Raw genomic sequence first — 25,449 nt, 5'->3', positions numbered from 1 at the left:
CGATTCAACGATCGGTGCCGGAAATGCGCCGCCGGTACTGCGCCACCCACTCCAGCGACGGCGCAATACCGCCGAACGGGAAGAAATGCGGGCTGACCTGGCCATGGGCGCGGGTCAGCCCCTTCACCAGGCAATCGACGAACACCTCCGGCCCTGCCGCGCCGAGCAGCCGGCCGATCGAGATGCCATACCGGGCCAGCATCGATGCACTGGCGCCCACGCCGCACATCGCGGCGTAGCGCAGCAGGCGAGAGACGCTGGCCGGGCCCGGCACGCCGACCAGCACCGGGACGCTGATGCCACGCGCGCGCAGTGCCTCCAGCCAAGCCAGCACGGCATCGGCATCGAAGGCGAACTGGGTGACGACCAAGGGGGCCATGCCGCGCGCTTCGATGCTCTGGCATTTACGCTCAAGCGCCTGCCAGCGTTCGTCACTGCTCATTACCGGATGCCCTTCCGGGTGTCCGCCGATACCAACGACCTTGATCCCGGAGTGCTCCAGAAGACCGGTCTGGATGATCGAAGCACTGTCGGCAAACGGCCCAGCGGGCGTGGCCAGGTCGCCCGCGATCAGCAGGCAACGCGCGACCCCGGCGTCGCCGGCCGCACGCTCCAGGAAGCGCGCAAGCGATGCGGCTGACCGGATGCGGCGGGCAGAGAGATGCGGCATCGGCTCGAATCCGAGCGAGCGCACGGTGCGCACGGCGGCCAGGCGGGCGTCGTCATCCTCGCTGGCCAGCCAGGGAATGGAGATGACCGTACCGCGCGGGATCCGATCCGCCTCGGCGCGCAGCGCAGGCATGGCCTTCGCGCTGACTTCCAGTGAAAAGGCGTTGATGAAGGATTCCGCGTGCGCTGAGGTACCGGCCGGCATCAGCGCGCCTCGCGTGCATTGCCGGCAAGCGGCGAGCTGTTGCGGGCCAGTTCGATGAAGGCCTGCAGGTAGTCGATACCGGTATCGGCCTCGCGCGCACCCAGGTAGATCTGCTTGGGGATGCCCTTGGCGCCCAGCCGTACGGGCACCACGTCCATGCGCGTGGCGTACTCCTCCACCAGCCAGCGCGGCATGGCAGCCACGCCGCGGCCGCTGGCCACCATCTGCATCATGATGTCGGTGGTTTCGATGGCCTTGTGGCGCCGCGGGGTGATGCCGGCCGGCAGCAGGAACTGGTTGTAGATGTCCAGGCGCTCGAACGGCACCGGGTAGCTGATCAGCACTTCCTGGCCGAGCTGGCGCGGCTTTACGTGGTCCACCTTGGCCAGGGCGTGGTTGCTGGCCACCACCAGCACCTGCTCGTAATCGAACACGGGGATGAACTTCAGGCCCGGCTTCAGCAGTGGATCGGGCGTGACCAGCAGGTCGATCTCGTAACCGAACAATGCGCCGATGCCACCGAACTGGAACTTCTGCTTGACGTCCACATCCACGTCCGGCCACGCCGCCAGGTAGGGAGAGACGATCTTCAGCAGCCACTGGTAGCACGGATGGCATTCCATGCCGATGCGCAGCGCGCCGCGCTCGCCCTGCGCGAACTGGCCCAACCGCTCCTCGGCCAGGTCCAGCTGCGGCAGTACCCGGTTGGCGACCGCCAGCAGGTACTGCCCGGCCTGGGTCAGGCGCAGGCTGCGGCCTTCGCGCAGCCAGACATCGGTGCCCAGCTGCTGCTCCAGCTTTTTCATGCTGTGGCTGAGCGCCGACTGGGTCAGGTTGAGCACGCCGGCGGCCGCGGTGAGCGAGCCCTGCTGTTCGACCTGCTGCACGATGCTGAGGTGGATCCGTTCCAACATGACGATGAATCTCATTCATGGATTGGTGAAGTAATACCATTTTACGTCATGGAAGGGCATGGCTAGGATCGGGTCATGCCTTCGGTTGCCTGCCAGCCTGCTGACCCAGCCGGCCTGCAGGGCTGCGCACCTGCAGATGCCCGAAGGCGCTCCCCTCCCCCGCTGATAGCGAACAGATGACCCGCCCCCTCCGTATCGTCGCCGTTTCCGGCGGACTGCAACGCCCCTCCCGGGCCGCCGCCCTGGCCGAGCATCTGCTGGACCTGATCGGCGAAGACATCCACAGCGAACAGCAGCTGATCGAACTCGGTGAGCTGGCACCGCAGCTGGCCGGTGCGCTGTGGCGCTCGCAGCTGCCCGAGGCCGTGGAGCGGCAGCTGGTTGCGGTTGAACAGGCCGACGTCCTGGTGGTGGCCACGCCGGTCTACCGCGGCTCCTACACCGGCCTGTTCAAGCACTTCTTCGACTTCATCGACCAGGATGCGCTGGTCGACACCCCGATCCTGCTGGCCGCCACCGGCGGCAGCGAGCGCCACGCCCTTGTGATCGACCACCAGCTGCGCCCGCTCTTCAGCTTCTTCCAGGCCCGCACCCTGCCCCTGGGCGTCTACGCCACCGACCGCGATTTCGCCGAGGGCCGCGTGCACAACGACGCACTGATCCAGCGTGCGCGACTGGCCGTGCAGCGGGCGATGCCCCTGCTGGCGCTGTCCCATCGCGCCGCGCCTCCCGCTACCGCAGAGGCCACCGCAACGCTTTGAATGCCAGACGCCGCCGACCTGCATCTGGATGTCACCCCGCAACCCGGAACGCCGCCATGACGACCGATACCTTCACCTTCAGCATCACGCGCATCCCCTTCAACGAGGATTACCAGCCGGCCGAGGGCACGCGCATCACCACCAACTTCGCCAACCTGGCCCGTGGCGCGTCGCGGCGGGAGAACCTGCGCAACACGATCAGCATGATCAACAACCGCTTCAACGACCTGGCACATTGGGACAACCCGAATGCGGACCGCTATGCGGTCGAGCTGGACATCATCACCGTGGAGATGCACATCGACGGCGCCGACGGCAGCGATCCGTTCCCGTTGATCGAAGTGCTGCGGCCGACCATCGTCGATACGCAGACCGGCGTGCGTAGCGAGGGCATCGTTGGCAACAACTTCTCGTCCTACGTGCGCGACTACGACTTCAGCGTCGTGCTGCCGGCCAGCAACGAGGGCAAGGACACCTTCGGCATTCCGGAGGGCTTTGGCGACCTGCACGGCAAGCTGTTCCAGCACTTCCTGCGCTCGGACGCCTACCGCGCCAACTTCAGCAAGGGGCCGGTGATCTGCATCAGTGTTTCCAGCAGCAGGACCTACCACCGCACCGAGAACCATCACCCGATCCTGGGCGTGGAATACCGCCAGGGTGAGCGCTCCCCCACCGACCAGTACTTCGACAAGATGGGCCTGCAGGTGCGCTATTTCATGCCACCGGGCAGCGTCGCGCCGCTGGCGTTCTACTTCCAGGGCGACCTGCTGGGCGATTACTCGAACCTGGAACTGATCGGCACCATCAGCACCATGGAAGCCTTCCAGAAGATCTACCGCCCGGAGATCTACAACGCCAATTCCGTGGCCGGCAAGGTCTACCAGCCCAGCCTGAAGCACCAGGACTACTCCTCCACCCGCATCGTCTACGACCGCGAAGAGCGCAGCCAGCTGGCGGTCAAGCAGGGCAGGTTCACCGAAGAGCACTTCATCAAGCCGTACCGCGCCGTGCTTGAGCAGTGGGCCGCCCGCTGATCCATCGATTTCCCAACCGCCCCCAGGACACACGACACAATGCCGACGAAGACGCTGCTCCCCACCTCCACCGCAGGCAGCCTGCCCAAACCCTCCTGGCTGGCAGAGCCCGAAACACTCTGGTCACCCTGGAAGCTGCAGGACGAAGCCCTGCTTGAAGGCAAGCAGGACGCCCTACGCCTGTCCCTGCAGGAACAGCAGCACGCCGGCATTGATATCGTCAGCGACGGCGAGCAGACCCGGCAGCATTTCGTCACCACCTTCATCGAGCATCTCAGCGGCGTCGACTTCGAGAAGCGCGAAACCGTGCGCATCCGCAACCGCTACGACGCCAGTGTGCCGACCGTGGTTGGCGCGGTGAGCCGCCCGAAGCCGGTGTTCGTGGAGGATGCAAAGTTCCTGCGCCGCCAGACCACGCAGCCGATCAAGTGGGCGCTGCCGGGCCCGATGACGATGATCGACACGCTGTACGACGCGCACTACAGGAGCCGCGAAAAGCTGGCCTGGGAGTTCGCGAAGATCCTCAATGAGGAAGCGAAGGAACTGGAGGCCGCCGGCGTTGACATCATCCAGTTCGATGAGCCGGCCTTCAATGTGTTCTTCGACGAGGTGAACGACTGGGGCGTGGCCGCCCTGGAGCGTGCGATCGAAGGGCTGAAGTGCGAGACGGCGGTGCACATCTGCTACGGCTACGGCATCAAGGCCAACACCGACTGGAAGCAGACGCTGGGTTCGGAATGGCGCCAGTACGAGGAGTCGTTCCCGAAGCTGCAGACCTCCAGCCTCGACATCATCTCGCTGGAATGCCACAACTCCCATGTGCCGATCGACCTGATCGAGCTGGTGCGCGGCAAGAAGGTGATGGTCGGTGCCATCGACGTGGCCTCCACCACGGTGGAAACCCCGGAGGACGTGGCCAACACCCTGCGCAGGGCGCTGCAGTTCGTGGACGCCGACAAGCTCTACCCGAGCACCAACTGTGGCATGGCGCCACTGGCGCGCGACGTGGCCAGGGGCAAGCTGCGCGCACTCAGCGCGGGAGCGAGGATCGTTCGCGAAGAACTCTCGGCATAACCCTGGCTGGGGAGGAATTGTCGTTCGAATGTCGGTTTGACGGAGCCTGGCCGGGTATCGACCAGGCTCCACCCCGCCCCTGCACTTCCGGTCGGGTCTTCATCGCGGGCTGTCGCGGCGCCAGTGCCTGCTTGATCCGTACCACCTCCCCCGCCCCGGCCTCGGCCAGGCGGCGGGCCTGCTGCCGTTGTTCCCGCGAAAGCGCGGGCGACGGCGCAGCGCCTGCTTCCGGCGCTACGTCCACCAGGCGCGCCACTGCCTCGCGCAGCCGCAGCTGTGGGAAGAGCCGCGCAGCACACCAGCGCTCGGCGTAGCGCCTGGCCTGCCGCACATTCGTGGCGGCCACCACCTTGGTCTGGGACATCCTGCGTGCATCCAGGTAGACCCGGAAGCCAAGTTCGGCATGCGGCACGATGTTGGCCACCGAGCGCCCGTTCCACCACAGGTCCCAGCGCTCGCCGCTCCGTACCCAGCCGGAGGGCCGGGTGACCGTCATGAACTCTGGAAGATCGAAGGGAGGACTCATGTCGGAAAGGATACGAGCGCGCGTCGCACCGGCTGAGATCCGCACCGTGCGCTTGTTCGAGACCATGAATCGTTAAGGCGCGCTTGCTTCCGCTACGCCTGCTCCGCACCGCCGGGCTACGGGAACAAGAATTAAAGTGACGCGTCACGCTCGATGATGCTTTCGATCCAGTCGATGTAGCGGGACACACGCACGTTGTAGACCACCTGCCCATAGAAACCCGCTTCCAGCGCATGCTCGGGTACGGCGGTGATCCAGGAACCGAGGCCCACCAGCTGCCAGGCCCCATCTTTCTCGATCACCAGCGGGCCGCCGCTGTCGCCGTTGCCGAGCACGCCTTCAAGGGGAAGGCCCTGCGGAGGCGGATCAAACCGGTACCAGAGATAGCGCGTGTTGCCGCCTGTGATCGCGTTGCAGGCCCGCCGCAGCGTTGTACGATGCGGCCCGCCGGGCATCAGGCCAGTCGCACCATTGCCGGTGGCGCCTCTCCCTATCAGGGCGGCGACCTGCGTGACCTCGTCGGCGCCCCGGTAGAGTGCGACCGGCGGCACATCGCTCACCGGTGCGGCGAGTTTGATCAGTGCAATGTCATCCGATGCTGCCAGGAACGCGTGGATTTTCGACGCGCTCCCGGTTGCCATCGCTTCCTTGCCCAGCGCCTCGGGCATCTTCCGGTAGCCGGGGTGCAGGAAGACACGCTCGACGCCGTAGCCGTTCCCATTGATGGTGATGGTGGCGCCCCTCCCTTCCATCGGCGCGGCATGCGCGGCGGTCAGCACCCAGCGCGGCGCGATCAGGACGCCGTGCCCCTCGCCCGGCATGTCGGCCAGCGCGGGGAAGGCCGATGCATCGATCTGATACCGGGCGTCGTCCACATCATCGCGGATGACCACGGCGCCGGCGGCGAACGGGAGCGTGGCCAACGCCAGGAAAATCCAGCGGTTCATGGTTGCTTGCATCCCAGCAGTTCAATTCCAACAGCCTAGGGCATGGCCCTGCCATACGGGGAGATCGTGCGACCGATCCCCGGCGATTGCCGACGAATGCGGGGAAACGGGAGTTGAAGCCAGGCGGGCCATGCCCTACCTGCGGCCCCGATAGGGTTCGCAGCCCACGCCATCATTGTCGCGATCGAGGTGCGGGCCATAGCCCGGATCACCACGCCGTACCGGCGCAGCCCCGGCGGCGCGGGCCTCCGCGCAGTTGGCAAACACCCGGGAACTGCGCGCGGGCGCGGGGGCGAAACTGCTGCGCGGAGTGTCGACGTATCGAGGTGCCGCTGGAGCGCCTCGATGACAGTGATACTCACCCGTTTTCCGGTTGGTGTGGCACCCCTGCTTGTCGAGCCCGCCCGGACGCGCGAGCGCATTGGCGGACAGTGCCAGTGCGAGCATGCCGGATGCAGTCAATACGCTGGAAACGCGGCGTCGTGTGTCCATGCCTTCCCCCTGTCAGGCACTCCTGCCAAGGGGAAGGCTAGCATGGTGTCTCGACCGCCAGGCTTGACGCTGCAGCGGCTGCCACTCAACGCAGGTAGTCCTTCAGGAACAGCCAGGTGATCAGCGTCGGCAAGATCAACAAGAAGAAGCTGCGCGTGCTGCACGCCCCGGAGGCAGGCGCCGGCAGTCGCTGATCCCTGGGCGGCCACGGGCTCTGCGCCAACGCGGGGAAATCAATGCACCCGCGCTCCTGTTCCGTCGGTTCTGCCGCATACATCGTGGCTGGCGCCGATCCTCCCTCGCCCCTCGCTCCTACAGTGGATTCGCGGCGACGCACGGCCTGCACCCCCGATGGCAACGTCGCCGCCCCCACCTTTCGAGCCCACAGGAGCGAGACATGGCATGCCTTTCCCGGACTATCGCTGGCACAGCGGCAATGCGCCCAGCCCCCTCCACGCAGGTTGAACGGAGGGGTACACCATGAACCAGGTCTACGTCGCAGTCTGGGATGGAGCCCACTATCTGGTCGTCCGCAAACGGGTGCTCAACAGCTGGTGGGGCAGCAATTCCGTGGTCGTACTTTCTGCCGAGGCGATGGCCGCTGTGCTGGCCATCCGCAACGCGTCCGGCGGTGGCACAGAGCAGGACTGGGATCTGGTGAAGAAGCTGCTTTCCGGCGCCTGGCGCGCCGCAGGGTCAGTCGCCTACCGCGGCGAACGCACGCTGCCCCGCACCATGGACGCACTGGACCGGGCGCTTGAAAGCGCCGAACGCACGCATCCGCAAACCGATGACATCGCCATGGAGACGCTGGCCGCTCTGCAGAGCCTGTTCCGCGAGGACGCAAGAACCCCTCCCACGTTCAGCGCTGCGCGTGCAACCTTGCGGGAGCTCTCCATCGCGTTGCCGCCACCCACCCGGGGTGCGCCGAACTGGGCCGCTGCGTTGATACTGGCACAACGCCTGGTGGCGGAAGTCGGGGCGTGGTCGGATGGCCTGCCCCCGGCGCTGGTGAACCAGGCGGGGCAATGGGCCCTGCCCGGCGGCGGCCGCCTGAACAACGAACGCAAGGAGCGCGCCGCGCGCCGCGAGTTCGAGGAGGAGCTTGGCATCTGGCTTGGGCAGGGACGCGCCGCATGCGATCTGCGTGCCCGGCTGTTTCCGGATGGGGGAGGCAGCTTCTCCCTGGTTCGCTTCCGCACCACGGCCGAGGAGCTCCTGCGGATGGCGCAGGAGGCCGAGAACAACGTCCAGGCCAGTGCCAGCAGCCCTGCGCGCCCCCAGTCCTGCCTGGTGACCGACTGGGAGGTGGCGAGCATCGGACGGGTACCGGTGACCGAACTGCGCAACATCCTGGGAGCAAGGGTGGAGGTTCCGGGCGCAGGAACACCGGAGGTTGACGAGGCCCTGGCCGGCGCCAGGCCCGGTAGCCAGGAGATCGGCTGGTACCGGGAGATCGCCGCCCTGCTGTCACCCGCCTGAGCGTCCAGCGCGAACCCATGTGATCCCCTGCAAGCCCAGCGAGGCCCACCATGAAAGAGAGCACGCCCGAGCGCGAGGCCCGGCGCCACATCAGCAAGCAGCTCACCGCGCAGATCAACAACGCGCAGGCGTATCCCGACGTCCGCTCGGTCGTGGTGAAGGCCCTGTCGGACATCAAGGACCAGCTGCGCAGCCTGTCCAGCAAGGTACGGCGCGACTACAGCCTGAAGCCCGACGAGCCGCTGATGTTCTTCTACGTCAAGGGCGGCAACGCACTGGACGCACTGCTTGAACGCCCGGCCCAGCCGCCACCGACGCTGTTCGATTTCGGCCGGTCCGACTGGGATACGCAGGTGGTGATCAATCCCTGGATTCCGATCCCGGCCCAGGACGCCCTGCACGGCGGCGTGGAGGACATCGTGATCGAGGTGATGCTCGGCGCCGGCCTCAACATCGCATTGGAGATCAGTGTCTTCCCACCCAACCAGAATCCGCTGGCCGGCCAAGTGGTGGATCTTGCACCGGTGGACATCCATGTGCCGCCCGGCCAGCAGTGCCTGGTGACCTGTGACACTCCGCAGGCGTTCCGGAAGGTCTACCAGCGTGACCGCGCGGGCCTGCATCTGTTCACCAGCGAACCGCTGAAGGGCATCGGCACCTCCACGGCCTTGGCCAGCCCGTCCGTGTTGCCACCGCCGCAGCCGCCACTGCCCGTGCAGCCGCCACCTACCCCTCCGCCGCCACCCGGCATCATCCTCAACGACGGCATCAAGCCGTTCGTGCTGTACCGCATGGGCTACACCTGGCACGCGCGATGGGTGAAGGATCCGAAGGCGCCTGCCGGCGACGACCCGGTGACGCCGCGGCCGATCCTGATGGAACTGATCGATGTGACCACGCCGCGCCGCGATACCGTGGAGGCCGTGACAGTGTGGTCGGACATCATCCGCAACCATCTGGTGATTGCCGAGGATGCCGGCGCGGAAGAGCGCTGGCGGCTGCCCCTGCCCAGCATGGAGTACCACCTGTGGGAAGGCCTGACCATGCTGTGCGAGATCGCCGCCTATCCCGGCTGGCCGGGTGCGGACAAGCTGGAGAAGCGTCGCCGCAATGTGCAGCGCATCCACGACTGGTACCGCGACCAGCAGGGCGACCTGGCGACGTTCGGCAGGGTGATCGATGGCATCTCGGCGGCGCCGGTGTTCGCCGATGACATGGACTGCATGCAGCAGGTCGATGCCTGCATGCGTGAGGTCAAAATGCGCATGCAGGCGTCATCTTCGGGATTCGATCACGGCGCCCTGTCGGCCACCCAAACGCATCGCCTGCGGCAGGGGCGGCAGTGGGTCGCGCAGCGGGTCGCAACGCTGCTGCAACGCCTGCAGACATCTGCCGCATCCTGTGGCTACAGCGACGATCTGGCGTTGATCGGGACGCTGGCACAGAACCCCTACCTGGATGTCACCCAGGTGCCGATCTCCGGCGTCGACTGCGCGATGATCATCTGCACCGATCCTGCAACGCTGCGCAGGGCGACGGCGGCCAACTGCTTGAATGCGCTTGCCCAGGATCTCGGCGCGCACATGACCATCGAGGATTCCCTGCACTCGACCGTACGTGCGACGGGTATCAGTTACGAGCGAACGCTGGTGATCTTCGATGCGCCGCGTTCGCCGTCGGCGCGCGTGGCCAAGGCGATCCTGACATTCACCACGGCTGGCCCGGTCGGTTGCCCGTTCCGGGACAGCCCCGACGGTTCCGGGCAGGCCATCGCACCGTTGCTGGACATGGACAACCAGCGCAAGGTGGCAGCCTCGATCGTCCAGGGTTTCGTGCAACGGGCGAATCTGTCCAGGCAGCACGAGATGATCCGGGTGCTGTTGCCACAGGGGGAATGAGGAATGACAGCGCTGCGCGGGCACGCGCGGACGCCCCGCCACCTGAACTCATGCCTGCCCAAGCAGCGACCTGGCCGCGTGCTCCTACGTTGTGGGCGCCGGCAAGCAGGGACGCAGCGGGGCTGCAGGCCGAGCATTCCCGGCCAGGCGCCTGCGTGACGAGTTACGTGCGCTTGCGCTGGCAATCCATGAATTCAGCTTCTCCCAGGGCACCTTCGTACGATGGCGGAAGATCGATTGAACCATTCCGCAGTGGGCACGTTCTTCGCTGCCGGCCTCATGTATGTGGCGAAGCAACCGAATCGCTTCACCATCGGGGATGCTGGTCAGGAATTCATCGATATGCTCATGTACGCAGCGGGCGATGGGCAGCCGGGAAAGGCGCAGTGATGCGCGGTCCAGGCCGCACGTACGGATCGTGGCCCTCCCCTGTTCAGTGATTCCCCATATTTCGCCGCAACGCCCGAAAACAAAATGCGCGCCGGGATCGAAATTGTCATAGGGCGAAAGCAACAGCGGCACTTCTATCCTGACCTTGCCCGGACCAGTCGCTCTTCGCCCGGCGACGGGGAACAGGTTGCCCTTCCATTGACGATTGCAGATCTCGCAGCTCAGGAGATAGTTGTTCCAGTCATAGGCTGACCACCAGTAACCAGGCTTCTTGCGTTCAGGCTTCAGGATCCGCCCCGTCACGTGATACGTCCACGGCTCCTCATGTCCGCAGCTGCCGGGAATGCTGTCATCAAGCTCGCTGATCTCGGCCTTGGGCCTGAAGTGCTCGACATCGCCATAGTGCAACCCGAGTACCTGACCTTCGCAATAGCCGCACCTGCCCCGCTGCGCCTTGGCGAAATCCGCCTTGAATGCCCCCCAGAGATCATCCTTGAAATCAGGCGCTTGCTGGCTCCCGATCGCGGCCCTCACTGCGCATCGTGCAGCTTTCGCCCGTGCATCAAACGAACCGTTGACCTCAGGTCGCTGGATCCTACGCATGATCATCCCCTCCATCCTGGACGGGGTCGGCAAAAATTCCCATCAGGCGCTGATGAATGAAGTCACGTGCTTCCTCACTTGTGATATCGGGCTTGCCACCCTGGGGGGCTGCATCGAATGCCATTCCTGCATCAGCCGGCAACCGGGTGGCGCCGAACGCTGTCAATCGCGTATCCAGTCGGTCCTGCAGCCGATTCAGTCTGATTCTCTGCGACTCATCGGGCGTAACGACTTGCAGCAGCGCACTATGCTGCTCCATCAAGCGGAGAGTGTCCTGATCCAGTGTGGACGTCATTCCGAACCAGGGCCCCATCAACACCTTGTCCGCCCCAGACCCCAGGGGAACGTCGATCCCCTGATGGACAAGCGTTCCGCTGCGTGGATCAGCAGCTAGCACGACAAGTTCACCCTTCTGGAGCCCCTGCACGCATAGCGGGTCATGGGTACTGACGATGAAGCGCACGTTGGGAAAGAGCGCTCGAAGCTGACTGACGACACGGATCTTCCAGCGCGGATGCAGGTGCAGCTCGATTTCGTCAAGCAGGATCATGCCTCGCGCAGACTCCATGTCGAACGAGTTGCCGGAAAGATGGAACATGATGTCCATCGCAAGGGCGATCATCGACTTGTAGCCACCACTCAATGCATCGAGCGGATGCTGGTTGCGCCACATGCGATTTCCATTGCGGCTCAGTTTTGAATCGTCCTGGCCCGGCAGCAGCATCTCGACACTGCTGGCGATCAGCTCGAAGTTCTCGCTGCGCGTGCTGGCCTCCGTGCAGAAGTAGGCCTCAGCGTTGGCCAGCGGGTGTCGCTGATCAAACAAATTGCGGACGCTGCAGAGCGCAGGTGCAGCAGGCGGGGGGGAACTCCGCTCCGGCAGAAGGCGCGTGGCACCATAGCCCAGCAGCCGGACCGGGGACGCCACCCCGTCCGACGAGAACCGGGCACGGTCCTTTGTGAACGAGAGCCGGCGTTGCGTGCCATCGGTGAACGTAAGGCGGATGAAGCCGTCATGCACGTCAGCATTCCGATTCAGCCACTGATGCGCCGGCCCCAGTTCGTTGAGTTGGTCATCCGGCATGCACGCCAATGCCACGGCCTGCAGCAGATTGGTCTTTCCCACCCCGTTCTCACCCAGCAGCATGATCCAGGGTTGCCCGGTGCCTGCAGGGTCATCCTCTTCATCTTCGCGGTCTTCCACGATGCGTTGGAACGCCAGATCGAGCTTGCCGATACTTCGGAAGTTGCTGATTTCGACCCTGTCTATCCAGGCCATCTCGGTCAGGCCGGACTCCGCTTCGGTGCCGGCGCCGGCTGCTACGGGGGGTGGCGGACTGGCCTGCTGGCCAGAGATCTCTTCCACCAGTGCCTGGATGGCAACCGCAACTTCAGGGCGATTGCGCAGGGCCGTTTCCGCATCCAGGCGCGCTGCCAGGTATCGAAGCGGATCCATGGAGTCACCCCCCTGCGCCTGCAACACGCGGAGTTCTTCCTTGATTAGGAAACCGATCTCGAGACGCGACGCCAGCCGATCGCGCGCATTGAGCTGCAGTATCTCAATGGTGGCAGTTCCTCGCGTGGTCAAACCAGCCACCGTACCGTCCGCGAGAAATTTCAGGTGTTCCTCGGGCCGGTCATGACAGGGGTCGAGCAGGACCGGGCGCTCATCCAGCAGCGCATTGCCGAAGGTCTCCGGCTCTGCAACAGGGCCGTCGATGGGGAAGAAATTGGCTTTTGCAACGTTGCAGGCAGCGCAACACAGGTACAGGTTGTTCCACTCCGCCGACAACCACCAGTAGCAATCGGTGTCCACCTTACGGCCGGCGCGCACCGCATTCCGCCTGGGGCGGAAGTGGTCAATCATGTTTGCCGGTGCTCCGCAGTAACCGCAGCTGCCGTTGAATACGTTGTACAGCTGGTGCCTCACTGCTCTCGCCACACGCGGCGGGAAGTCAAATGACGGCCAGCGCTGCCTACGATCATCGATGCCCGTCGCGAAGAACTCGCGGAGCGTGGCCAGGCTCTTCTGCTGGAAATCGAGCAGCTCCGCTGGGGCGGGATACCGACTGCGGTCAACGTAGATCATTGGATGGACAGCTTCTGGCAGCCGTGGGAACGGCGGATTGACGGAGCGCGCACTCGGCGTACGCCGCGCTGTTTATCACGCCCCCGGCTTCCATCCCGGGCTCGGCAATTCGCGCCTGGATTCGTTGCAATCTTCACAGAAACACGTCCTTGTCTTTGCTGGCCTACGCCGGTCTAGCCGGGCGCGCAGCGCCCCGCTGAGATCGGTATCGGCTGAAACAGCGCATTATTGAATCGTGTCGAGCCAGCTACCCCTGCAGCCGCGCCCGCCGCAACGGGCGTGGCGTCACATCAATGCAGCGGCACCTTCAGCACCGAAGGCGCGTTGGCCGGTGAGCTGAAGGTCACCGCACCGCCCAGCTGGCTGATGCCTGCATAGCGCAGGTCCACGGTATCGACCACCAGGGTCAGGCGGCTGCCGGCCGGGAGGTTCCAGCTGCTGGCTTCCAGGCGGAGATCGATTGTTTTCGGCTGGCCGGGCGCGGCCCCGCGCAGGGTGTAGGGCTTGTGGCTGACCAGCTGGCCGTTGCCCAGCGCGTCTTCGGCATACAGGTAGGCATACAGCGTGGTATTGGCGCGGCTGGGCGTCACCGTCACCCGCACTTCCGGTGCGCCATCCAGGCGACGTGCGCTCCAGTAGATCGGGCCCTGCCAGACGCCGGCGGCGTTGCGGCCGACGAACGGTACATAGGCGCCGGGCGGCAGGTTGATCATCTGCAGTGCACCGGAGGCCATCACCACGCCGGAACTGGCAGCCGTCAGCAGCCCGCTGCCGATGCGGTAGCTCCAGCCGGTAGCGCCACCGTTCTCTGCCAGGCCGCCGGTGGGCAGCAACAAACCGGAGGGTGCGGTCAGGCCGTAGCTGACGGCGCCCGCATTGGTGGCCTGCCAGTCCGGATAGCGGCTCCAGCTGCCCTTCTGCGACTTCAGCTGCACCGCTGCCTGGCGATCGATGCCATTGTCCACGCCCTTCAGGTAGTGGTCGAACCAGTCGCCCACGGCGGCATAGACCTCATTGGGAATGCCGAACGCACCGAAGGCCTCGTTGAGGGCATGGTCGCCGTGGCGCAACTGCAGCTGCTTGGGCCCCTTCAGGCGGTTGAAGAAATCGACCAGCTGGCCCGGCGGGAACAGGCTGTCATTGAAGGCATTGGCGAGGAATACTGCCGGCTGGTTGACGTTGATCTCTTCAAGGCTGCTGGCCGGGCTGCGCTGTGCGGCCACCGGCAGCAGCGAGTCCACCGCCCCCTGGTAATTGCCGACCAGCACATTGCGGTTGATGGTGGCCAGCTCCGCGCCGGGGCGGCCGGTGGCCAGGCCCGCCGCCACCAGCAGGGCGATGCCCTGGGCGCTGGGTGTGTCATGGCTGTACAGCGACGCCTGCAGGTCGGCCCAGCCACTGAGTGCGGCAACGGCCTTGATGCGGGGGTCGCGCGCCGCCGCCAGCAGGCTGGTGCCGGCGCCATAGGAGATGCCCGAGACCCCGATCCTGGCCGGATCGGCACGGGTGTTGTCCAGCGCCCAGTCGATCAGCGCGCTGACATCCTCGACCGTGGCGGGCCCGGCGATGTCGATGCTGCCACCCGACTCCCAGAAGCCGCGCGAGCTGTAGCTGATGACCACATAGCCGCGCTGCGCCAGCGACTGTGCCACGCCCACGTACTCCACGCTGGGCACCGCCCAGCTGCTGGGCATGACCAGCAGCGGATAGCGCCCGCTGCCGGCATCCTGCGGCTCGATGACGAAGGCCCCGAGAGGCGTGCCATCCCAAGTGGGAATGGTGCGATGGGTGGTCTTGACCGTGGCGGCCCAGGCGGTAGGCGCCAGGCCGGTCAGCAGGATCAACAGCAGCAAAAGCTTGCGCATCGTCGTCTCTCCCCGTCGGTGGTGGTGCAACGGGTCGGACCGTACCAGTGCGAATGGTGGCTGGCACCTTGCGACGCAGCATGGCGCAAAGCGCACCTTGGTATGCTTCGCGGCACTGCGGTCCTCCGCAGGCTCCCATCAATGCAAGGATGCCCCCCGATGCGCAGGACGCTCTTCGTCGGCACGCTCTTGAGCGTGGCCAGTCTGTTCGCCCCTTCAGCCGTGGCGGCCCGGGACCCCGACGTCACGGATGACTGCAGCGAAATCGCGCAGTTGATGTCCAACGACGACTTTCCGGCACTGGACGCGATGGCCGCGCGCCTCCGCACGGGCGAGCTCAACGCCGCCGGCGAATCCCGGCTGGGCCGTTTCTACCTCTGCATGTCGCGTGCAATCGGCACGGCGCGGCAGGAGGTGGAGGCCTGGAACCGCTGGTCGGCCTGGGCGGCGCGCTGGGTTCAGCATGCGCCGAAGTCGCCGGCAGCCCACCTGATGACTGCACGGATTCCGCTCAACCTGGCCTGGAGCTACCGCGGAAATGGTTACGCCAACACCGTCAATGCCGAAGACTGGGCTCAGTTCCATGAGTACAACGCGGCTTCGCAGGCCTACCTGCAATCGCATGAGGGCGTTGCCGGCGGCGACCCGTTCTGGCACGAGATGAGCGTGCTGATCGCGCTGCGCGAGGGCGCGGATGACGAAGAACTACTGACGCTCGTCGACCGTGCAGCGAAGGCCTTCCCCGACTACGAGCCGCTGCACTTCATTGCCCTGCAGCACTTCACGCCGGCCTGGGGCGGCAGCGCACGGAAGATGGAAGCCTTCGCACGGCGCTCGATGGCCAGTATCCCGAAGAAAAAGCGGGCCATGCGCTACGCACGGCTGTACTGGTCAGCCACCGCGTATTCGGCCGATCACTTCCGCGCGGCGACACCCGATTGGCCGCTGATGCGCCAGGGGCTGGACGAAATCGCACAGCGCTACCCGACCATCGACAATCTGGAGACCATTACACGCTACGCCTGTTGGGCGCGTGACGGCGATGCCCTGGATCGGTGGAATCGCCTGTACTTGAGCCGAAGTGGTTTCAGCGAGGCGGTCATTGCGGACTCGAGCGAGCAAAGCAGGGCCGCCTGCCTGGCGCCGGATGCTGGGCAAGAGGCTTCCTTGTAGAGCCAATCGGTGCGGAACCGGGCCGCGGAGGATGCGCGGTCCAGCATGCACTTCACACCTGCAGGGTGCTTAGCACGTACGCATGTCAGCCACGGACCGCGTGATCTGACACATCACCAGTGCTTGCACCCGGTCACAGCTTCGCGTTCTCGTCGTTGACCAAAAGACGACAGCTTGTGACGCTTGCGACACCGCGCGGCCCTCCGGGCCCTCCTCATCGCGGCCTCGCTCTACTGCACTCCGCATCACCCGTATCCGCAACGCCTTCACATGACACAGGCCCGGCCTGGTCGTGGCGGGCAGCTGCGTCCTGAACTCTTTGCTGGAGAATCGCAATGCGCCTTGCAAGCTTCGTCTTTGCCTTCGTCCTCAGCGCCTTTGCCGGCGCAGCCCAGGCCCAGGTAGTCACCCTCAACAAGGGCGGCTTCGTGCTCACCTACGACTGCGGCATCCACAGCGCCACCCGTTACGAGTACACGCTCACCGCCGATACCGGTTCGGCCGCACGGCCGTCCAGCTTCTACAAGGACCCGGACCTGCCGGCCGGTTGCCTGGGCCAGACCAGCACCGCGTCCTACGCCAGCATCAAATCCGGCTATGACCGTGGCCATCTGGTCACGTCCAACCACATGGATTACGACGCGACCTACATCCGTCGCGCCAACTACATGACCAACATCGTGCCGCAGGTGTCCAGCTTCAACCAGGGCATCTGGGTGAAGGCCGAGAACGTGGCCGAGTGCTACCGCGACATCGCGCCGGTGGACGTCTACGGTGGCGTGGTCTACGGCGATGCCGCCAACGATTATTTCCTGGCCAGCCATGGCATTCCGACGCCGGAGTTCTTCTGGAAGACGATCATCACCCGCGACCCGAACACCGGAACCGCCAAGGCGATCAGCTGGATCATCCCCAACGAGGCCAACCTGGGCAGCCTGGACAACTACCTGGTGACGATTGCGGATCTGGAGGAACTGCTGGGCGCCAGCTACGTGGCGATCAACGCGCCGGCCTCGCTGAAAAACATGCTGCCGGCGACCACCTGGCCGCAGCCGGCCGGGTGTGACCTGGGCTGATCGGGGGGCAGAGGAACGTCACGATGCCTGTGCGCGCAGCCATCGTGACGCCAGCACTCTGGCCAGCAGGAACTGCACTGCGGCGCCGACGACGGTGGCAACGACAAGCCCGCGACCTGTCGTCGGCGCCCCAGCGGACAGCGCTCGCAGAAGATAAGCCATGCTGGCCAGGATGATCAGCAGCGCCGTGGCAAGCAGGATCAGCGACACCACCATCGTGCGCGCCGTCGATGCGGGTTCCGGCGACGGCGCGCCGGCCCATAGGCCGGCAAACGTGGCCAGCGCGCAGGCCACCAGCAGGATCAGGCTCGCAATCTGCAGCTGCGCGGCGCCGTCGGCAACGGGCATGATGAACTCGCCGGGCGAGAATCCCACCGGCAGCTGCGCCACCAGGATGGGGAGCAGGCAGCTGCCGGCCACCAGCGCCACTGCGCCGGCGATGCCGGCACTGATGAGATGATGGTGCCTGCCCTCGGCACGTACGCGCCGCTGCATCAGCAGCGCCGGCACCAAGGCCAGCAGCGTGAGGACCAGTGCATGCGCAAGCGGCATCAGACTGATGGCTGCGACGCTGTAGACTGGAAACGGCAACTGCGCCATCGGAATGCGCATGGCGCGATCCAGCACGACGAGCAACCCGAAAAAGGCGATCGAAGCGATCACCGGGTGGCGGATCCGCAGCGCGCCGCGACGCCCGAACAGCAGCATCGACACCAGTACCGCCGCTCCGGCGAAGAGACTCAGCCTGAAACCGAGCTCCGCCAGCGCGTAGCCGATTTCACGTGAGGCCTCGGGCGGGCCCAGACGGCGCCCGAATTCGACCAGGCGGAGGGCTACGGGCAGATACAGGCAGAGCACGTAAAGCTTGGCGGCCATCGCGAAATGGATGGGGTACGCACTGAAGAATGATCGCAATCGGTTCAAGGCGTATTCCCGTGCAGGCGCTGGGCGGGCTGACCTGGCAGTCTAGCGTTCCTGTGGCCCGCGTGCCCCGCCCGACCCGCTATGGGAAAATGGCGGGCACGTCGCCCCTTTGGCTGTTCCCGGAGTAGTAGATGTCCCGTTTCCCCTTCGATGCCGTGCTGTTCGACTGCGACGGCGTACTGGTCGATTCCGAGCCGCTGGTGGCCCGTGTGCTCTCGGAAATGCTGACCGCACGCGGCTGGCCGCTGACCCCGGCGCAGGCGGGCGAGGTCTTCCTCGGCCAGTCCGTGGCTCATCTGGCCGGGCTGATCGCAGAGCGCACCGGCAAGCCGTTCACCGAGCAATGGCTGGAGGAATTCCGCCAGCAGCGCAACCGTGCGCTGGAGCAGGACCTAGAGGCGATCCAGGGGGCGCCCGGGGCCGTGCGTGCGATTGCCGCGGCCACCGGCGGGCGGATTGCCTGCGCCTCCGGTGCCGACCTGTTCAAGGTGAAGCTGCAGCTGGGCAAGGTCGGCATCCTTGATGCCTTCGGTGCCCATGTGTTCAGTGGCCAGGACATGCCGAACACCAAGCCTCACCCGGATGTCTATCTGGCCGCCGCCGCAGCGCTGGGCGTGGACCCGAAGCGCTGCGCGGTGATCGAAGACACCGTGACCGGCGCCACCGCCGGCGTCGCGGCAGGTGCGACCGTGTTTGGTTTCAGCGAGGGCGGCCCGCACCACAGCACGCCGGAGGCCCTGCGCGCTGCGGGCGCGAAGGTGATCTTCCAGCGCATGGAGCAGCTGCCGGCAGTGCTGGCGGCCTACGCCGCCGACGCAGCCGCCTGAGGCGGCCTCAGCCCGCAGCGCCCAGCGCGGCGCCGCGGCGTTTCCCGGCGTAATGCAGCACGAACAGGTACAGGCCGGTGAACAGCTGCAGGAACAGTGGCGGCAGCGGCGAATAGGTGATCCACGCTGCAGGCTCGCCCTGCCCCAGCCCGCGGACGACGAAGTTGGCGATCACCGCCAGGGTGAAGACGATCGAGGTCCAGCGATGTACGGGCCGCGCCCAGCCACCGCGGCTCATTGACGGCGCCTCGCTTCGGAGCGCGCTTCGATCATCTTCCAGCCATTGCCGGACGGGTCGCGGAACCCCGCATCGATGGCGCCGTAGCGTTCGACCGGCGCCTGGGTGAACTCCACGCCGTGCGCCAGCCATTGCGTGTAGCGCGCCTGGCAGTCATCCACGGCCAGCACCAGCGGCGGCATTGCGCCCTTGGCCACCAGCTGCTGCAGCGCCTGCGCGGTGGCCGCATCGTGGGTGGGCGGACCGGGCACGAACAGGCCCAGCTGGAATCCGTCCTGGCCGGGGCTGCGCACCGTCAGCCAGCGGTAGCTGCCATTGCGCACGTCGGTATGCACTTCGAAGCCGAGCGTGCCGACGTAGAACGCGAGCGCCTCATCCTGGTCGCGCACATACAGGCCGACCGTGTTCACAGTGTTTGTCATGGGACCTCCCTCAGGTGGGATCCACGTTAGCAACCGCCTCGCGGCGGCGCTTCTCCAAAACTGCGATGTTCAGGTCCGGTCGCTGCGCGGCACGTGCGTGGCATTCCGGCACGCTGGCCGGCGTCGCCTCGCCGGCGCGCTCGCGCTGGCGCACATTGCCCGGGCTGTCGCCGGTGATGTCACGGAAGATGCGCCCGAACGTGCCCAGGCTGCTCCAGCCGGTCTGCGCGGCGATCTCGGTGACCGGCAGCTCGGTGTCACGCAGCATCGCCACGGCCCGTTCGATGCGGCGGCTGAGCAGGTAGCGGTGCGGCGGCAGGCCGAATGCCTGCTTGAACGAACGCGCGAAATGCGCAGGCGATACCGCACTGACCTCGGCCAGGCGGGCCACCGGCCAGTCCTCGTGACTGGCGTGGTCCATCCGGTCCTTGGCACGCAGCAGGCGCCGCAACAGTTCCGGGCTCTGGTTCATGGCGTCACCGCGTGTGCCAGATGATGTCGCGACGCACGCCTGGCCTGCGCGGCCTGCTCGCCCAGCCAGTCACCGAATGCGATGACCTTGGTGCTGCGGCTGCGCGCCGTCGGTGCCACGAACCAGAAACCACGCCCGTCGCTGGCCACACCGGGATGTGCCTGCACCAGGCGCCCACTGTCCAGTTCGGCCTGGAACAGGATCGGCGAGCCGATGGCGATGCCCTGCCCGGCAATGGCAGCACCGACATCCAGATGCTCCATCGCAAAGGGGGTGACGAAGCTCTCCGGGTCCGGTGGCGGAACAGCACCATGTGCGGAAAACCACAGCGCCCACCAGTCAGGCCTGCCGAGCAGTGGAACCTCCAACGCCCGCCGACCGAGCCCGTCTGCCGCCGGCAGCAGCGCTGGCGCGCACAGCGGAGTGAAAATGCTGGGGAACAGGGGCGTGGCCTGCAGCCCGGGCCACGCACCATGCCCGTTGCGGATGGCGGCATCGAAACGCCCGGCGGCCAGGTCCTGCGGCTCTGCCGACAGGTCCAGTTCCAGCACGATGCTTGGATGGCGCGCGCGGAAACTGCCCAGGCGCGGCGTCAACCAGCTGGTGCCCAGCGTCGGCAGAACGGACAGGCGCAGTCGTGCCGCATCCATGTCAGCGGCGCGCATGAAACTGGCGCGCAGCGCGTCGAAGGCCCGGGTGGCCTCCACTGCGACGCTCGCACCGGCGGCGGTCAATTCCACATGCTGGGCGTGGCGCAGGAACAGGCAGGTACCGGTCTGGGCCTCCAGCCGGCGCACGTGGTAACTCACCGATGCCGCACTGGTGTCGAGCTCCTCGGCGGCGCGGGCGAAGCTGCCCAGCCGTGCCGCCGCCTCGAAGGCGCGGATGGCGACAAGCGATGGCAGCTGGCGTTGGGTCACCATAAGTGTGGCTTAGCCTGAGCCCCGATTTCCGCGTGGTCAATCCCCCTCGCACGCGCAACGATGGAGGCACCTCCGGCGCGGGATAACGCACATGGATCGACGGCAGTTCCTGGCCACCCTGGCCGCCACGGCAGCGTCCACCGCCCTGCCCTCCGGGTGGGCCCTGGCCAGCCCCAGCGCAGACTGGAAATGGTTGCAGGGCAACTGGCAGGTCCGGCACCAACGCCTGAAGGAGCGCCTGGTGGGCGATACCCGCTGGGACGCCTTCACCGGCGCCAGCGCGGTCTGGCTCACCCTGGGCGGGCTCGGCACCATCGATGACAACGTCATGGCACTGCCTTCGGGCCCCTACAGGGGCCTGGGCGTGCGTGCCTTCGATCCGGTGTCTTCCACCTGGTCGATCTGGTGGATCGATGGGCGCACCCCTGCCCATATCGAAGCACCCGTGCGCGGCGCCTTCGCAGGCGATGGCGGCAGCTTCCGTGGCCGCGATGACTTCAAGGGACGCCCCATCGAGGTCTGGTTCCGCTGGCATGACATCCACGGCGATGAGCCGTGGTGGGAGCAGGCGTTCTCCGACGATGCCGGTGCCCATTGGGAAGTGAACTGGCGCAACTGGTTCCGGCGCACTGCTGCGATCCCCACTCCGCTTCCGAAGCTGCCGGATGCACCGGGCGATTTTGATTTCCTGGTGGGCCATTGGAACGTGCGCCATCGCCGCCTGCGCGCTCGGCTGGCAGGCAGCGATGCGTGGGACGCGTTCAACGGCACCCTGCACAACTGGCCGGTACTGGGCGGATTCGGCAACGTGGGCGACAACCTGATGGACGTGCCTGGAGCACCGCTGCGCGGCATGGGCATCCGCGCCTGGAATGCGGCCGAGCGGCACTGGCTCAGCTGGTGGCTGGATGGCCGCGCGCCGACCCGGATCGGCGAGCCACTGCGTGGGGGATTCGAGGCCGGTGTCGGCCGCTTCTTCGGCGAGGACCAGCACGAGGGACGGGCGATCCAGACGCGGGTGATCTGGTCACGCATCACCCCGCGTTCGGCGCGCTGGGAACAGGCGGCCTCCGCCGATGGTGGACGCAGTTGGGAAACCAACTGGGTCAGCGACTTCGAGCGACAGGCATGAAGGCGCTGCTGGCCGTGATGCTGCTGGCATCGGCATTGCCCGTGCCCTCCCCGCCCGTGGTGCTGCGGATCATCGGTCCCGCCGAGCGCTTCGCCCCCGGCATTGCCTCCACACAGCATGACGAGATCCGGCTGACCCTGAGTCCGGACGGCAATACCGCCCTGTGGTTCAGCCGCAACCGGCCGGGGGGGCCTGGGGGCTACGACATCTGGATCTCGCACCGCGAAGGTGACCGCTGGCGGCCGGCCACGCCAGTGCCGTTCAACACGCCGGGGCGCGACTTCGATCCCGCATTTTCCGCAGATGGGCGCGTCGTGTATTTCTGCTCGGACCGCGCAGGCGGCCAGGGCGGTGACGATCTGTATCGGGTCAGCATGGGGAGCGACGGTCGATTCGGGGAGCCAGTCAATCTTGGCCCCGCAGTGAACAGCGCGGCCGATGAGTTCGCGCCGATGCTCTCGCCCGACGGTCGTACGCTGTTGTTCTCCAGCGATCGTGCGGGCGGTGCTGGCGGCCATGACCTCTACAGCGCGGCGATGATCGGCGGCGTCGCGCAGCCGGCACGGCCGCTGGCGGGAGACCTCAATACCGCAGCGCAGGAGTTCGATGCCACCTTCCTGGGCGACGGCCGAACGGTGGTATTTGCCCGCGCCCAGGACTTCGGCAGCGCACCGGTGCGCCAGTTCATTGCCTACGAACGTGGAGGCCGCTATGACGCAGGCCATGCCTTGCCATCGCCCGTGAACGCGCCCAGCGGCGACAGCTACGGCGCGATGCTGGATGGCTCGCGCCGCGACACGCTGACCTACTCGGCGCGACGCGCCGGTGGTGAGGGACTGGACCTGTACCGCGTCCGCTACCGGATGATGCCGCCCTGAAGGCAGTGGGTGTCGATTTCCCACGCGCCCGTTCGTCGAGTGGTTGAGTACCCCAGGAGAAAATGCAGATGCCTTCCCAACAGTCCCTTGCCTGCGCCTGCGGCCAGGTCCGCCTGACCACCACCGGCAGCCCCATCGCCAGCGTCGAATGCTGCTGCGACAGCTGCCGCAGGGCCGGCGTCCGGATGCAGGCGATGCCCGGCGTACCGCAGGTGCTGGGGCCTCAGGGCCAGACGCATTTCGTAATGCAGCGCAAGGATCGCGTCCGCATCGATGCCGGGCATTCCCGGCTGCACGCGTGGCGGTTGTCCAGCACGGCCGGCAGCCGCCGCGTCGTGGCGGGCTGCTGCAATACGCCGCTCTTCCTGGAGTTCAGCGGTGGCCATTGGCTGAGCCTGTATGGGCTGTTGTGGCCGGACGCGATACGCCCCGCCGTGGAGATGCGGACGATGGTCAACGATCTTCCCGACGCGTCTGTCCTTCCCGGCGACGTGCCCAACCTGAAGACCCACTCGCTGCGGTTCCATGCCCGGCTGTTGAAGGCGTGGATCTCCATGGGCTTCCGCAGCCCACGCATCGAGATCACGGGAGACAGCCATGCCTGAGCCCGAGCGGATCGAGATCGAGAGCATCACCACGCCCGGGCACATCCAGCGCGTGGATCGCGCCAAGTACATGGCCATGCGCGCGGCCCTGCTGCGTGCCTTGCCCAGGCAACCTCCCGGGATGACGGTGGCGCAGGCGAAGCAGGCGCTGTTGCCGCACCTGCCCGCATCGCTGTTTCCGCAAGGCGCCACGGCCGGTTGGTGGCTGAAAGCCGTGCAGCTGGACCTGGAGGCCAAGGGCGTGATCGAGCGTCTTCCAGGCACGCCACTGCGCCTGTTCAAGCACGTGCCGGCCGGCTGATCAGCGCTGCGCCGGCAGCTCCAGCCGATGCTTGCGGCACAGCCGATACACGGTCACCCGCGAGATCTGCATCTGCCGCGCGCACTCGGAGACGTTGTAGCCGGTCTGCCGCAGCGTCTGCAGCAGCACATCACGTTCGGCCTGGCCGCGGGCATCGTGCAGCATCGCCCCCGGCGGCGCATGCACGGGCCCTCCCAGTTCGAGGTCACGCTCGCTGATCAGCTCGCCTTCGGCCATGATCGCCGCCCGCTGCACCCGGTTCAGCAGTTCGCGCACGTTGCCGGGCCATTCGAAACGCCGCATCGCCTGCAGCGCAGCGGGTGCAAAGCCACGTGCACGCACGCTGTGGCGCAGGCGGAAGCAGCGCAGGAAATGCTCGGCCAGCAGCTGCACATCAGCGCCGCGCTCGCGCAGCGGTGGCATCACCAGGCGCAGCACGTTGAGGCGATAGTAGAGATCGCTGCGGAACCGCCCCTGCGCCACCGCGTGCTCCAGTTCCACATGGGTGGCAGCCAGTACACGCACGTCCGCCCGCAGCGGCTGGCTGCTGCCGACCCGCTCGAACGTACCTTCCTGCAGCACGCGCAACAGGCTGGTCTGCGCTTCGGCCGGCAGGTCGCCCACCTCGTCGAGGAACACGGTGCCGCCGGATGCCGCTTCGAATACGCCGATCTGGCGCTTGTCGGCACCGGTGAACGAGCCACGCTCGTGGCCGAACAGCTCCGACTGCACCAGGTTGGCCGGGATGGCACCGCAGTTGACCGCGATGAACGGCTTGCCTGCACGGCCGGACAACGCGTGCAGTGCATGTGCAGCCAACTCCTTGCCGGTGCCGGTCTCGCCGGTGACCAGCACCGGCAGATCGACCGGCGCGAACTTGTGCAGTACGGTGCGCACCGCATGCAGCGCAGGACTCTCGCCGATCAATGCGCGCGGCCCCTGCCCGCTGCACACTTCGTCGGCAGACGTATCCTCCGCGTCGAACTGCTGGCGCATCGCCGCCACCAGGTCCTGCAGGCCGAAAGGCAGCGTGAACCGCGAGATGCAACGCTGCAACAAGGGCAGCCACGCGGCAGGCGTGGGCCCTGCGCCAGGCGGCAGCACCGCCAGCCACGTCAGATGCGCGTGCTGTTCGATCCACGGCGCCAGCAATTGCAGGGCCGGCGCATCCAGATGGCGAAGATCCAGCACGGCGAGCAGCCGGTCGCGCCCGCGCAGGCCGATGGCCATCGCCGGGTCGGGATGGATGCGACGCACGTACCAGCCTGCGGCTGCCAGCGCGCTGCGCTCGTTCGCCAGCGGCTCGCCGAACCAGAGCACGCATCGTGACGCAGAAGCCTCCGGGACCGCTGCCATGCTTCCCCCAGCATCCGGACACCGTTGGCGGACTGTCAGGCAATCACCGGCGTGCCGCCCCTCCGCCGGGACCTCTACGGCCACCGCGGCGGCCTTTGTTGCGCGGATCCTAGCGCTGCGCTAAATGGCGGCGCAATGAGCGGCGCGTCAAGAAAGCACTGGCTGAAGCGGCA

At 66.5% G+C, this 25,449-nt stretch carries 26 protein-coding genes; 12 read left to right on the top strand and 14 right to left on the bottom strand.

Features of this window, described 5'->3' with window-relative positions; genetic code table 11:
* Positions 1–4: 4 nt before the first annotated feature.
* Together AC5P53_RS14440 and AC5P53_RS14435 are read right to left on the bottom strand one after the other, a co-directional pair.
* Complete coding sequence (locus AC5P53_RS14440) at positions 5–874, bottom strand: methylenetetrahydrofolate reductase (RefSeq protein WP_241886861.1); 870 nt, start codon at positions 872–874, stop codon at positions 5–7.
* A complete protein-coding gene (locus AC5P53_RS14435; RefSeq protein ID WP_014647226.1) occupies positions 874–1,788 on the bottom strand; it encodes a LysR family transcriptional regulator in 915 nt (304 codons plus the stop codon). Before AC5P53_RS14435 ends, AC5P53_RS14440 begins: the two co-directional genes overlap by 1 nt.
* 176 nt (positions 1,789–1,964) lie before the next feature.
* Here AC5P53_RS14435 and msuE point away from each other — a divergent pair, with 176 nt between their 5' ends.
* From msuE to AC5P53_RS14420, 3 genes are read left to right on the top strand one after another with little or no spacing between them, the layout of a single operon-like run.
* Complete coding sequence (gene msuE, locus AC5P53_RS14430) at positions 1,965–2,549, top strand: FMN reductase (RefSeq protein WP_041863466.1); 585 nt, start codon at positions 1,965–1,967, stop codon at positions 2,547–2,549.
* Positions 2,550–2,605: 56 nt separating this feature from the next.
* Positions 2,606–3,583, top strand: a complete 978-nt coding sequence (locus tag AC5P53_RS14425) for a DUF1852 domain-containing protein (protein WP_241886862.1) — start codon at positions 2,606–2,608, stop codon at positions 3,581–3,583.
* A gap of 39 nt (positions 3,584–3,622) precedes the next feature.
* Positions 3,623–4,657 (top strand): methionine synthase, encoded by a 1,035-nt coding sequence (locus AC5P53_RS14420; RefSeq protein ID WP_014647229.1) that lies wholly within the window; start codon positions 3,623–3,625, stop codon positions 4,655–4,657.
* On the opposite strand, the gene AC5P53_RS14415 is transcribed toward AC5P53_RS14420, so the two are convergent.
* The 3 genes from AC5P53_RS14415 to AC5P53_RS14405 all read right to left on the bottom strand — a co-directional run bounded on the left by AC5P53_RS14415 (position 4,614) and on the right by AC5P53_RS14405 (position 6,577).
* Entirely contained in the window at positions 4,614–5,249 is a 636-nt protein-coding gene (locus AC5P53_RS14415) for a hypothetical protein (RefSeq protein WP_241886863.1), read from the bottom strand. The genes AC5P53_RS14420 and AC5P53_RS14415 overlap by 44 nt on opposite strands.
* Before the next feature lie 65 nt (positions 5,250–5,314).
* On the bottom strand, positions 5,315–6,130 hold the full coding sequence (locus AC5P53_RS14410; RefSeq protein WP_495227425.1) for a S1 family peptidase: 816 nt from the start codon (positions 6,128–6,130) through the stop codon (positions 5,315–5,317).
* A gap of 135 nt (positions 6,131–6,265) precedes the next feature.
* Complete coding sequence (locus tag AC5P53_RS14405) at positions 6,266–6,577, bottom strand: excalibur calcium-binding domain-containing protein (RefSeq protein ID WP_495227459.1); 312 nt, start codon at positions 6,575–6,577, stop codon at positions 6,266–6,268.
* A 525-nt stretch (positions 6,578–7,102) separates the two neighbouring features.
* Here AC5P53_RS14405 and AC5P53_RS14400 point away from each other — a divergent pair.
* Together AC5P53_RS14400 and AC5P53_RS14395 are read left to right on the top strand one after the other, a co-directional pair.
* Positions 7,103–8,104 (top strand): NUDIX hydrolase, encoded by a 1,002-nt coding sequence (locus AC5P53_RS14400; RefSeq protein WP_142234769.1) that lies wholly within the window; start codon positions 7,103–7,105, stop codon positions 8,102–8,104.
* Between the two features lie 50 nt (positions 8,105–8,154).
* Positions 8,155–10,002: a hypothetical protein gene (locus AC5P53_RS14395; RefSeq protein ID WP_241886865.1), complete on the top strand. Its 1,848-nt coding sequence runs from the start codon at positions 8,155–8,157 to the stop codon at positions 10,000–10,002.
* 84 nt (positions 10,003–10,086) lie between these two features.
* Here the strand turns inward: AC5P53_RS14395 and AC5P53_RS14390 are convergent, their stop codons facing one another.
* From AC5P53_RS14390 to AC5P53_RS14380, 3 genes are all read right to left on the bottom strand, one after another.
* Entirely contained in the window at positions 10,087–11,001 is a 915-nt protein-coding gene (locus AC5P53_RS14390) for an HNH endonuclease family protein (protein ID WP_241886866.1), read from the bottom strand.
* Positions 10,988–13,084 carry an AAA family ATPase gene (locus AC5P53_RS14385; protein ID WP_241886867.1) on the bottom strand — a complete coding sequence of 699 codons (2,097 nt, stop codon included), beginning with the start codon at positions 13,082–13,084 and terminating at the stop codon, positions 10,988–10,990. The genes AC5P53_RS14390 and AC5P53_RS14385 overlap by 14 nt, the downstream gene beginning before the upstream one ends.
* A 290-nt stretch (positions 13,085–13,374) precedes the next feature.
* Positions 13,375–14,949 carry a CocE/NonD family hydrolase gene (locus AC5P53_RS14380; RefSeq protein WP_241886868.1) on the bottom strand — a complete coding sequence of 525 codons (1,575 nt, stop codon included), beginning with the start codon at positions 14,947–14,949 and terminating at the stop codon, positions 13,375–13,377.
* Between the two features lie 159 nt (positions 14,950–15,108).
* On the opposite strand from AC5P53_RS14380, the gene AC5P53_RS14375 reads away from it, so the two are divergent.
* Both AC5P53_RS14375 and AC5P53_RS14370 read left to right on the top strand, forming a co-directional pair.
* The gene (locus AC5P53_RS14375; protein ID WP_134808895.1) at positions 15,109–16,122 is read left to right on the top strand and encodes a DUF4034 domain-containing protein; all 1,014 of its coding nucleotides are present in this window, start codon (positions 15,109–15,111) and stop codon (positions 16,120–16,122) included.
* A 335-nt stretch (positions 16,123–16,457) separates the two neighbouring features.
* Complete coding sequence (locus AC5P53_RS14370) at positions 16,458–17,198, top strand: DNA/RNA non-specific endonuclease (RefSeq protein ID WP_032957559.1); 741 nt, start codon at positions 16,458–16,460, stop codon at positions 17,196–17,198.
* Between the two features lie 18 nt (positions 17,199–17,216).
* On the opposite strand, the gene AC5P53_RS14365 is transcribed toward AC5P53_RS14370, so the two are convergent.
* Positions 17,217–18,074, bottom strand: a complete 858-nt coding sequence (locus AC5P53_RS14365; protein ID WP_241886869.1) for a hypothetical protein — start codon at positions 18,072–18,074, stop codon at positions 17,217–17,219.
* Between the two features lie 179 nt (positions 18,075–18,253).
* Here AC5P53_RS14365 and AC5P53_RS14360 point away from each other — a divergent pair, with 179 nt between their 5' ends.
* Positions 18,254–18,949, top strand: a complete 696-nt coding sequence (locus AC5P53_RS14360) for an HAD family hydrolase (protein ID WP_241886870.1) — start codon at positions 18,254–18,256, stop codon at positions 18,947–18,949.
* Positions 18,950–18,956: 7 nt separating this feature from the next.
* On the opposite strand, the gene AC5P53_RS14355 is transcribed toward AC5P53_RS14360, so the two are convergent.
* Genes AC5P53_RS14355 through AC5P53_RS14340 form a run of 4 tightly spaced genes read right to left on the bottom strand, consistent with a single transcriptional unit; the run spans position 18,957 to position 21,004 of the window.
* Positions 18,957–19,187: a hypothetical protein gene (locus AC5P53_RS14355; protein WP_032957563.1), complete on the bottom strand. Its 231-nt coding sequence runs from the start codon at positions 19,185–19,187 to the stop codon at positions 18,957–18,959.
* Positions 19,184–19,609, bottom strand: a complete 426-nt coding sequence (locus AC5P53_RS14350; RefSeq protein WP_134808897.1) for a VOC family protein — start codon at positions 19,607–19,609, stop codon at positions 19,184–19,186. Before AC5P53_RS14350 ends, AC5P53_RS14355 begins: the two co-directional genes overlap by 4 nt.
* Before the next feature lie 10 nt (positions 19,610–19,619).
* Entirely contained in the window at positions 19,620–20,081 is a 462-nt protein-coding gene (locus AC5P53_RS14345; RefSeq protein ID WP_014647242.1) for a helix-turn-helix domain-containing protein, read from the bottom strand.
* Entirely contained in the window at positions 20,078–21,004 is a 927-nt protein-coding gene (locus AC5P53_RS14340; RefSeq protein WP_014647243.1) for a LysR substrate-binding domain-containing protein, read from the bottom strand. Before AC5P53_RS14340 ends, AC5P53_RS14345 begins: the two co-directional genes overlap by 4 nt.
* Positions 21,005–21,095: 91 nt before the next feature.
* Here AC5P53_RS14340 and AC5P53_RS14335 point away from each other — a divergent pair, with 91 nt between their 5' ends.
* From AC5P53_RS14335 to AC5P53_RS14320, 4 genes are all read left to right on the top strand, one after another.
* Positions 21,096–22,136: a hypothetical protein gene (locus AC5P53_RS14335; protein WP_164165631.1), complete on the top strand. Its 1,041-nt coding sequence runs from the start codon at positions 21,096–21,098 to the stop codon at positions 22,134–22,136.
* Positions 22,133–23,014 carry a TolB family protein gene (locus AC5P53_RS14330; protein WP_046430791.1) on the top strand — a complete coding sequence of 294 codons (882 nt, stop codon included), beginning with the start codon at positions 22,133–22,135 and terminating at the stop codon, positions 23,012–23,014. Before AC5P53_RS14335 ends, AC5P53_RS14330 begins: the two co-directional genes overlap by 4 nt.
* Positions 23,015–23,076: 62 nt before the next feature.
* Positions 23,077–23,619 carry a GFA family protein gene (locus tag AC5P53_RS14325; protein WP_041863476.1) on the top strand — a complete coding sequence of 181 codons (543 nt, stop codon included), beginning with the start codon at positions 23,077–23,079 and terminating at the stop codon, positions 23,617–23,619.
* Positions 23,612–23,920 (top strand): DUF6958 family protein, encoded by a 309-nt coding sequence (locus AC5P53_RS14320; protein ID WP_014647247.1) that lies wholly within the window; start codon positions 23,612–23,614, stop codon positions 23,918–23,920. The genes AC5P53_RS14325 and AC5P53_RS14320 overlap by 8 nt, the downstream gene beginning before the upstream one ends.
* Here the strand turns inward: AC5P53_RS14320 and AC5P53_RS14315 are convergent, their stop codons facing one another.
* Positions 23,921–25,276: a sigma-54 interaction domain-containing protein gene (locus AC5P53_RS14315; RefSeq protein ID WP_049439629.1), complete on the bottom strand. Its 1,356-nt coding sequence runs from the start codon at positions 25,274–25,276 to the stop codon at positions 23,921–23,923. It abuts the gene before it with no gap.
* Positions 25,277–25,449 lie beyond the last annotated feature (173 nt).

The organism is Stenotrophomonas sp. YJH_SMC_82, from assembly GCF_059368875.1.
Note: the sequence above shows the minus strand (reverse complement) of the source record. Positions and strands in the feature narration are given on the sequence as shown.

What these genes read in the sequence shown, in the direction of transcription:
- AC5P53_RS14440 (WP_241886861.1), bottom strand. Translation starts at nt 874, where the DNA reads ATGCCGGCCGGTACCTCAGCGCACGCGGAATCCTTCATCAACGCCTTT.
- AC5P53_RS14435 (WP_014647226.1), bottom strand. Translation starts at nt 1,788, where the DNA reads ATGTTGGAACGGATCCACCTCAGCATCGTGCAGCAGGTCGAACAGCAG.
- msuE (WP_041863466.1), top strand. Translation starts at nt 1,965, where the DNA reads ATGACCCGCCCCCTCCGTATCGTCGCCGTTTCCGGCGGACTGCAACGC.
- AC5P53_RS14425 (WP_241886862.1), top strand. Translation starts at nt 2,606, where the DNA reads ATGACGACCGATACCTTCACCTTCAGCATCACGCGCATCCCCTTCAAC.
- AC5P53_RS14420 (WP_014647229.1), top strand. Translation starts at nt 3,623, where the DNA reads ATGCCGACGAAGACGCTGCTCCCCACCTCCACCGCAGGCAGCCTGCCC.
- AC5P53_RS14415 (WP_241886863.1), bottom strand. Translation starts at nt 5,249, where the DNA reads ATGGTCTCGAACAAGCGCACGGTGCGGATCTCAGCCGGTGCGACGCGC.
- AC5P53_RS14410 (WP_495227425.1), bottom strand. Translation starts at nt 6,130, where the DNA reads ATGAACCGCTGGATTTTCCTGGCGTTGGCCACGCTCCCGTTCGCCGCC.
- AC5P53_RS14405 (WP_495227459.1), bottom strand. Translation starts at nt 6,577, where the DNA reads ATGCTCGCACTGGCACTGTCCGCCAATGCGCTCGCGCGTCCGGGCGGG.
- AC5P53_RS14400 (WP_142234769.1), top strand. Translation starts at nt 7,103, where the DNA reads ATGAACCAGGTCTACGTCGCAGTCTGGGATGGAGCCCACTATCTGGTC.
- AC5P53_RS14395 (WP_241886865.1), top strand. Translation starts at nt 8,155, where the DNA reads ATGAAAGAGAGCACGCCCGAGCGCGAGGCCCGGCGCCACATCAGCAAG.
- AC5P53_RS14390 (WP_241886866.1), bottom strand. Translation starts at nt 11,001, where the DNA reads ATGATCATGCGTAGGATCCAGCGACCTGAGGTCAACGGTTCGTTTGAT.
- AC5P53_RS14385 (WP_241886867.1), bottom strand. Translation starts at nt 13,084, where the DNA reads ATGATCTACGTTGACCGCAGTCGGTATCCCGCCCCAGCGGAGCTGCTC.
- AC5P53_RS14380 (WP_241886868.1), bottom strand. Translation starts at nt 14,949, where the DNA reads ATGCGCAAGCTTTTGCTGCTGTTGATCCTGCTGACCGGCCTGGCGCCT.
- AC5P53_RS14375 (WP_134808895.1), top strand. Translation starts at nt 15,109, where the DNA reads ATGCGCAGGACGCTCTTCGTCGGCACGCTCTTGAGCGTGGCCAGTCTG.
- AC5P53_RS14370 (WP_032957559.1), top strand. Translation starts at nt 16,458, where the DNA reads ATGCGCCTTGCAAGCTTCGTCTTTGCCTTCGTCCTCAGCGCCTTTGCC.
- AC5P53_RS14365 (WP_241886869.1), bottom strand. Translation starts at nt 18,074, where the DNA reads ATGGCCGCCAAGCTTTACGTGCTCTGCCTGTATCTGCCCGTAGCCCTC.
- AC5P53_RS14360 (WP_241886870.1), top strand. Translation starts at nt 18,254, where the DNA reads ATGTCCCGTTTCCCCTTCGATGCCGTGCTGTTCGACTGCGACGGCGTA.
- AC5P53_RS14355 (WP_032957563.1), bottom strand. Translation starts at nt 19,187, where the DNA reads ATGAGCCGCGGTGGCTGGGCGCGGCCCGTACATCGCTGGACCTCGATC.
- AC5P53_RS14350 (WP_134808897.1), bottom strand. Translation starts at nt 19,609, where the DNA reads ATGACAAACACTGTGAACACGGTCGGCCTGTATGTGCGCGACCAGGAT.
- AC5P53_RS14345 (WP_014647242.1), bottom strand. Translation starts at nt 20,081, where the DNA reads ATGAACCAGAGCCCGGAACTGTTGCGGCGCCTGCTGCGTGCCAAGGAC.
- AC5P53_RS14340 (WP_014647243.1), bottom strand. Translation starts at nt 21,004, where the DNA reads ATGGTGACCCAACGCCAGCTGCCATCGCTTGTCGCCATCCGCGCCTTC.
- AC5P53_RS14335 (WP_164165631.1), top strand. Translation starts at nt 21,096, where the DNA reads ATGGATCGACGGCAGTTCCTGGCCACCCTGGCCGCCACGGCAGCGTCC.
- AC5P53_RS14330 (WP_046430791.1), top strand. Translation starts at nt 22,133, where the DNA reads ATGAAGGCGCTGCTGGCCGTGATGCTGCTGGCATCGGCATTGCCCGTG.
- AC5P53_RS14325 (WP_041863476.1), top strand. Translation starts at nt 23,077, where the DNA reads ATGCAGATGCCTTCCCAACAGTCCCTTGCCTGCGCCTGCGGCCAGGTC.
- AC5P53_RS14320 (WP_014647247.1), top strand. Translation starts at nt 23,612, where the DNA reads ATGCCTGAGCCCGAGCGGATCGAGATCGAGAGCATCACCACGCCCGGG.
- AC5P53_RS14315 (WP_049439629.1), bottom strand. Translation starts at nt 25,276, where the DNA reads ATGGCAGCGGTCCCGGAGGCTTCTGCGTCACGATGCGTGCTCTGGTTC.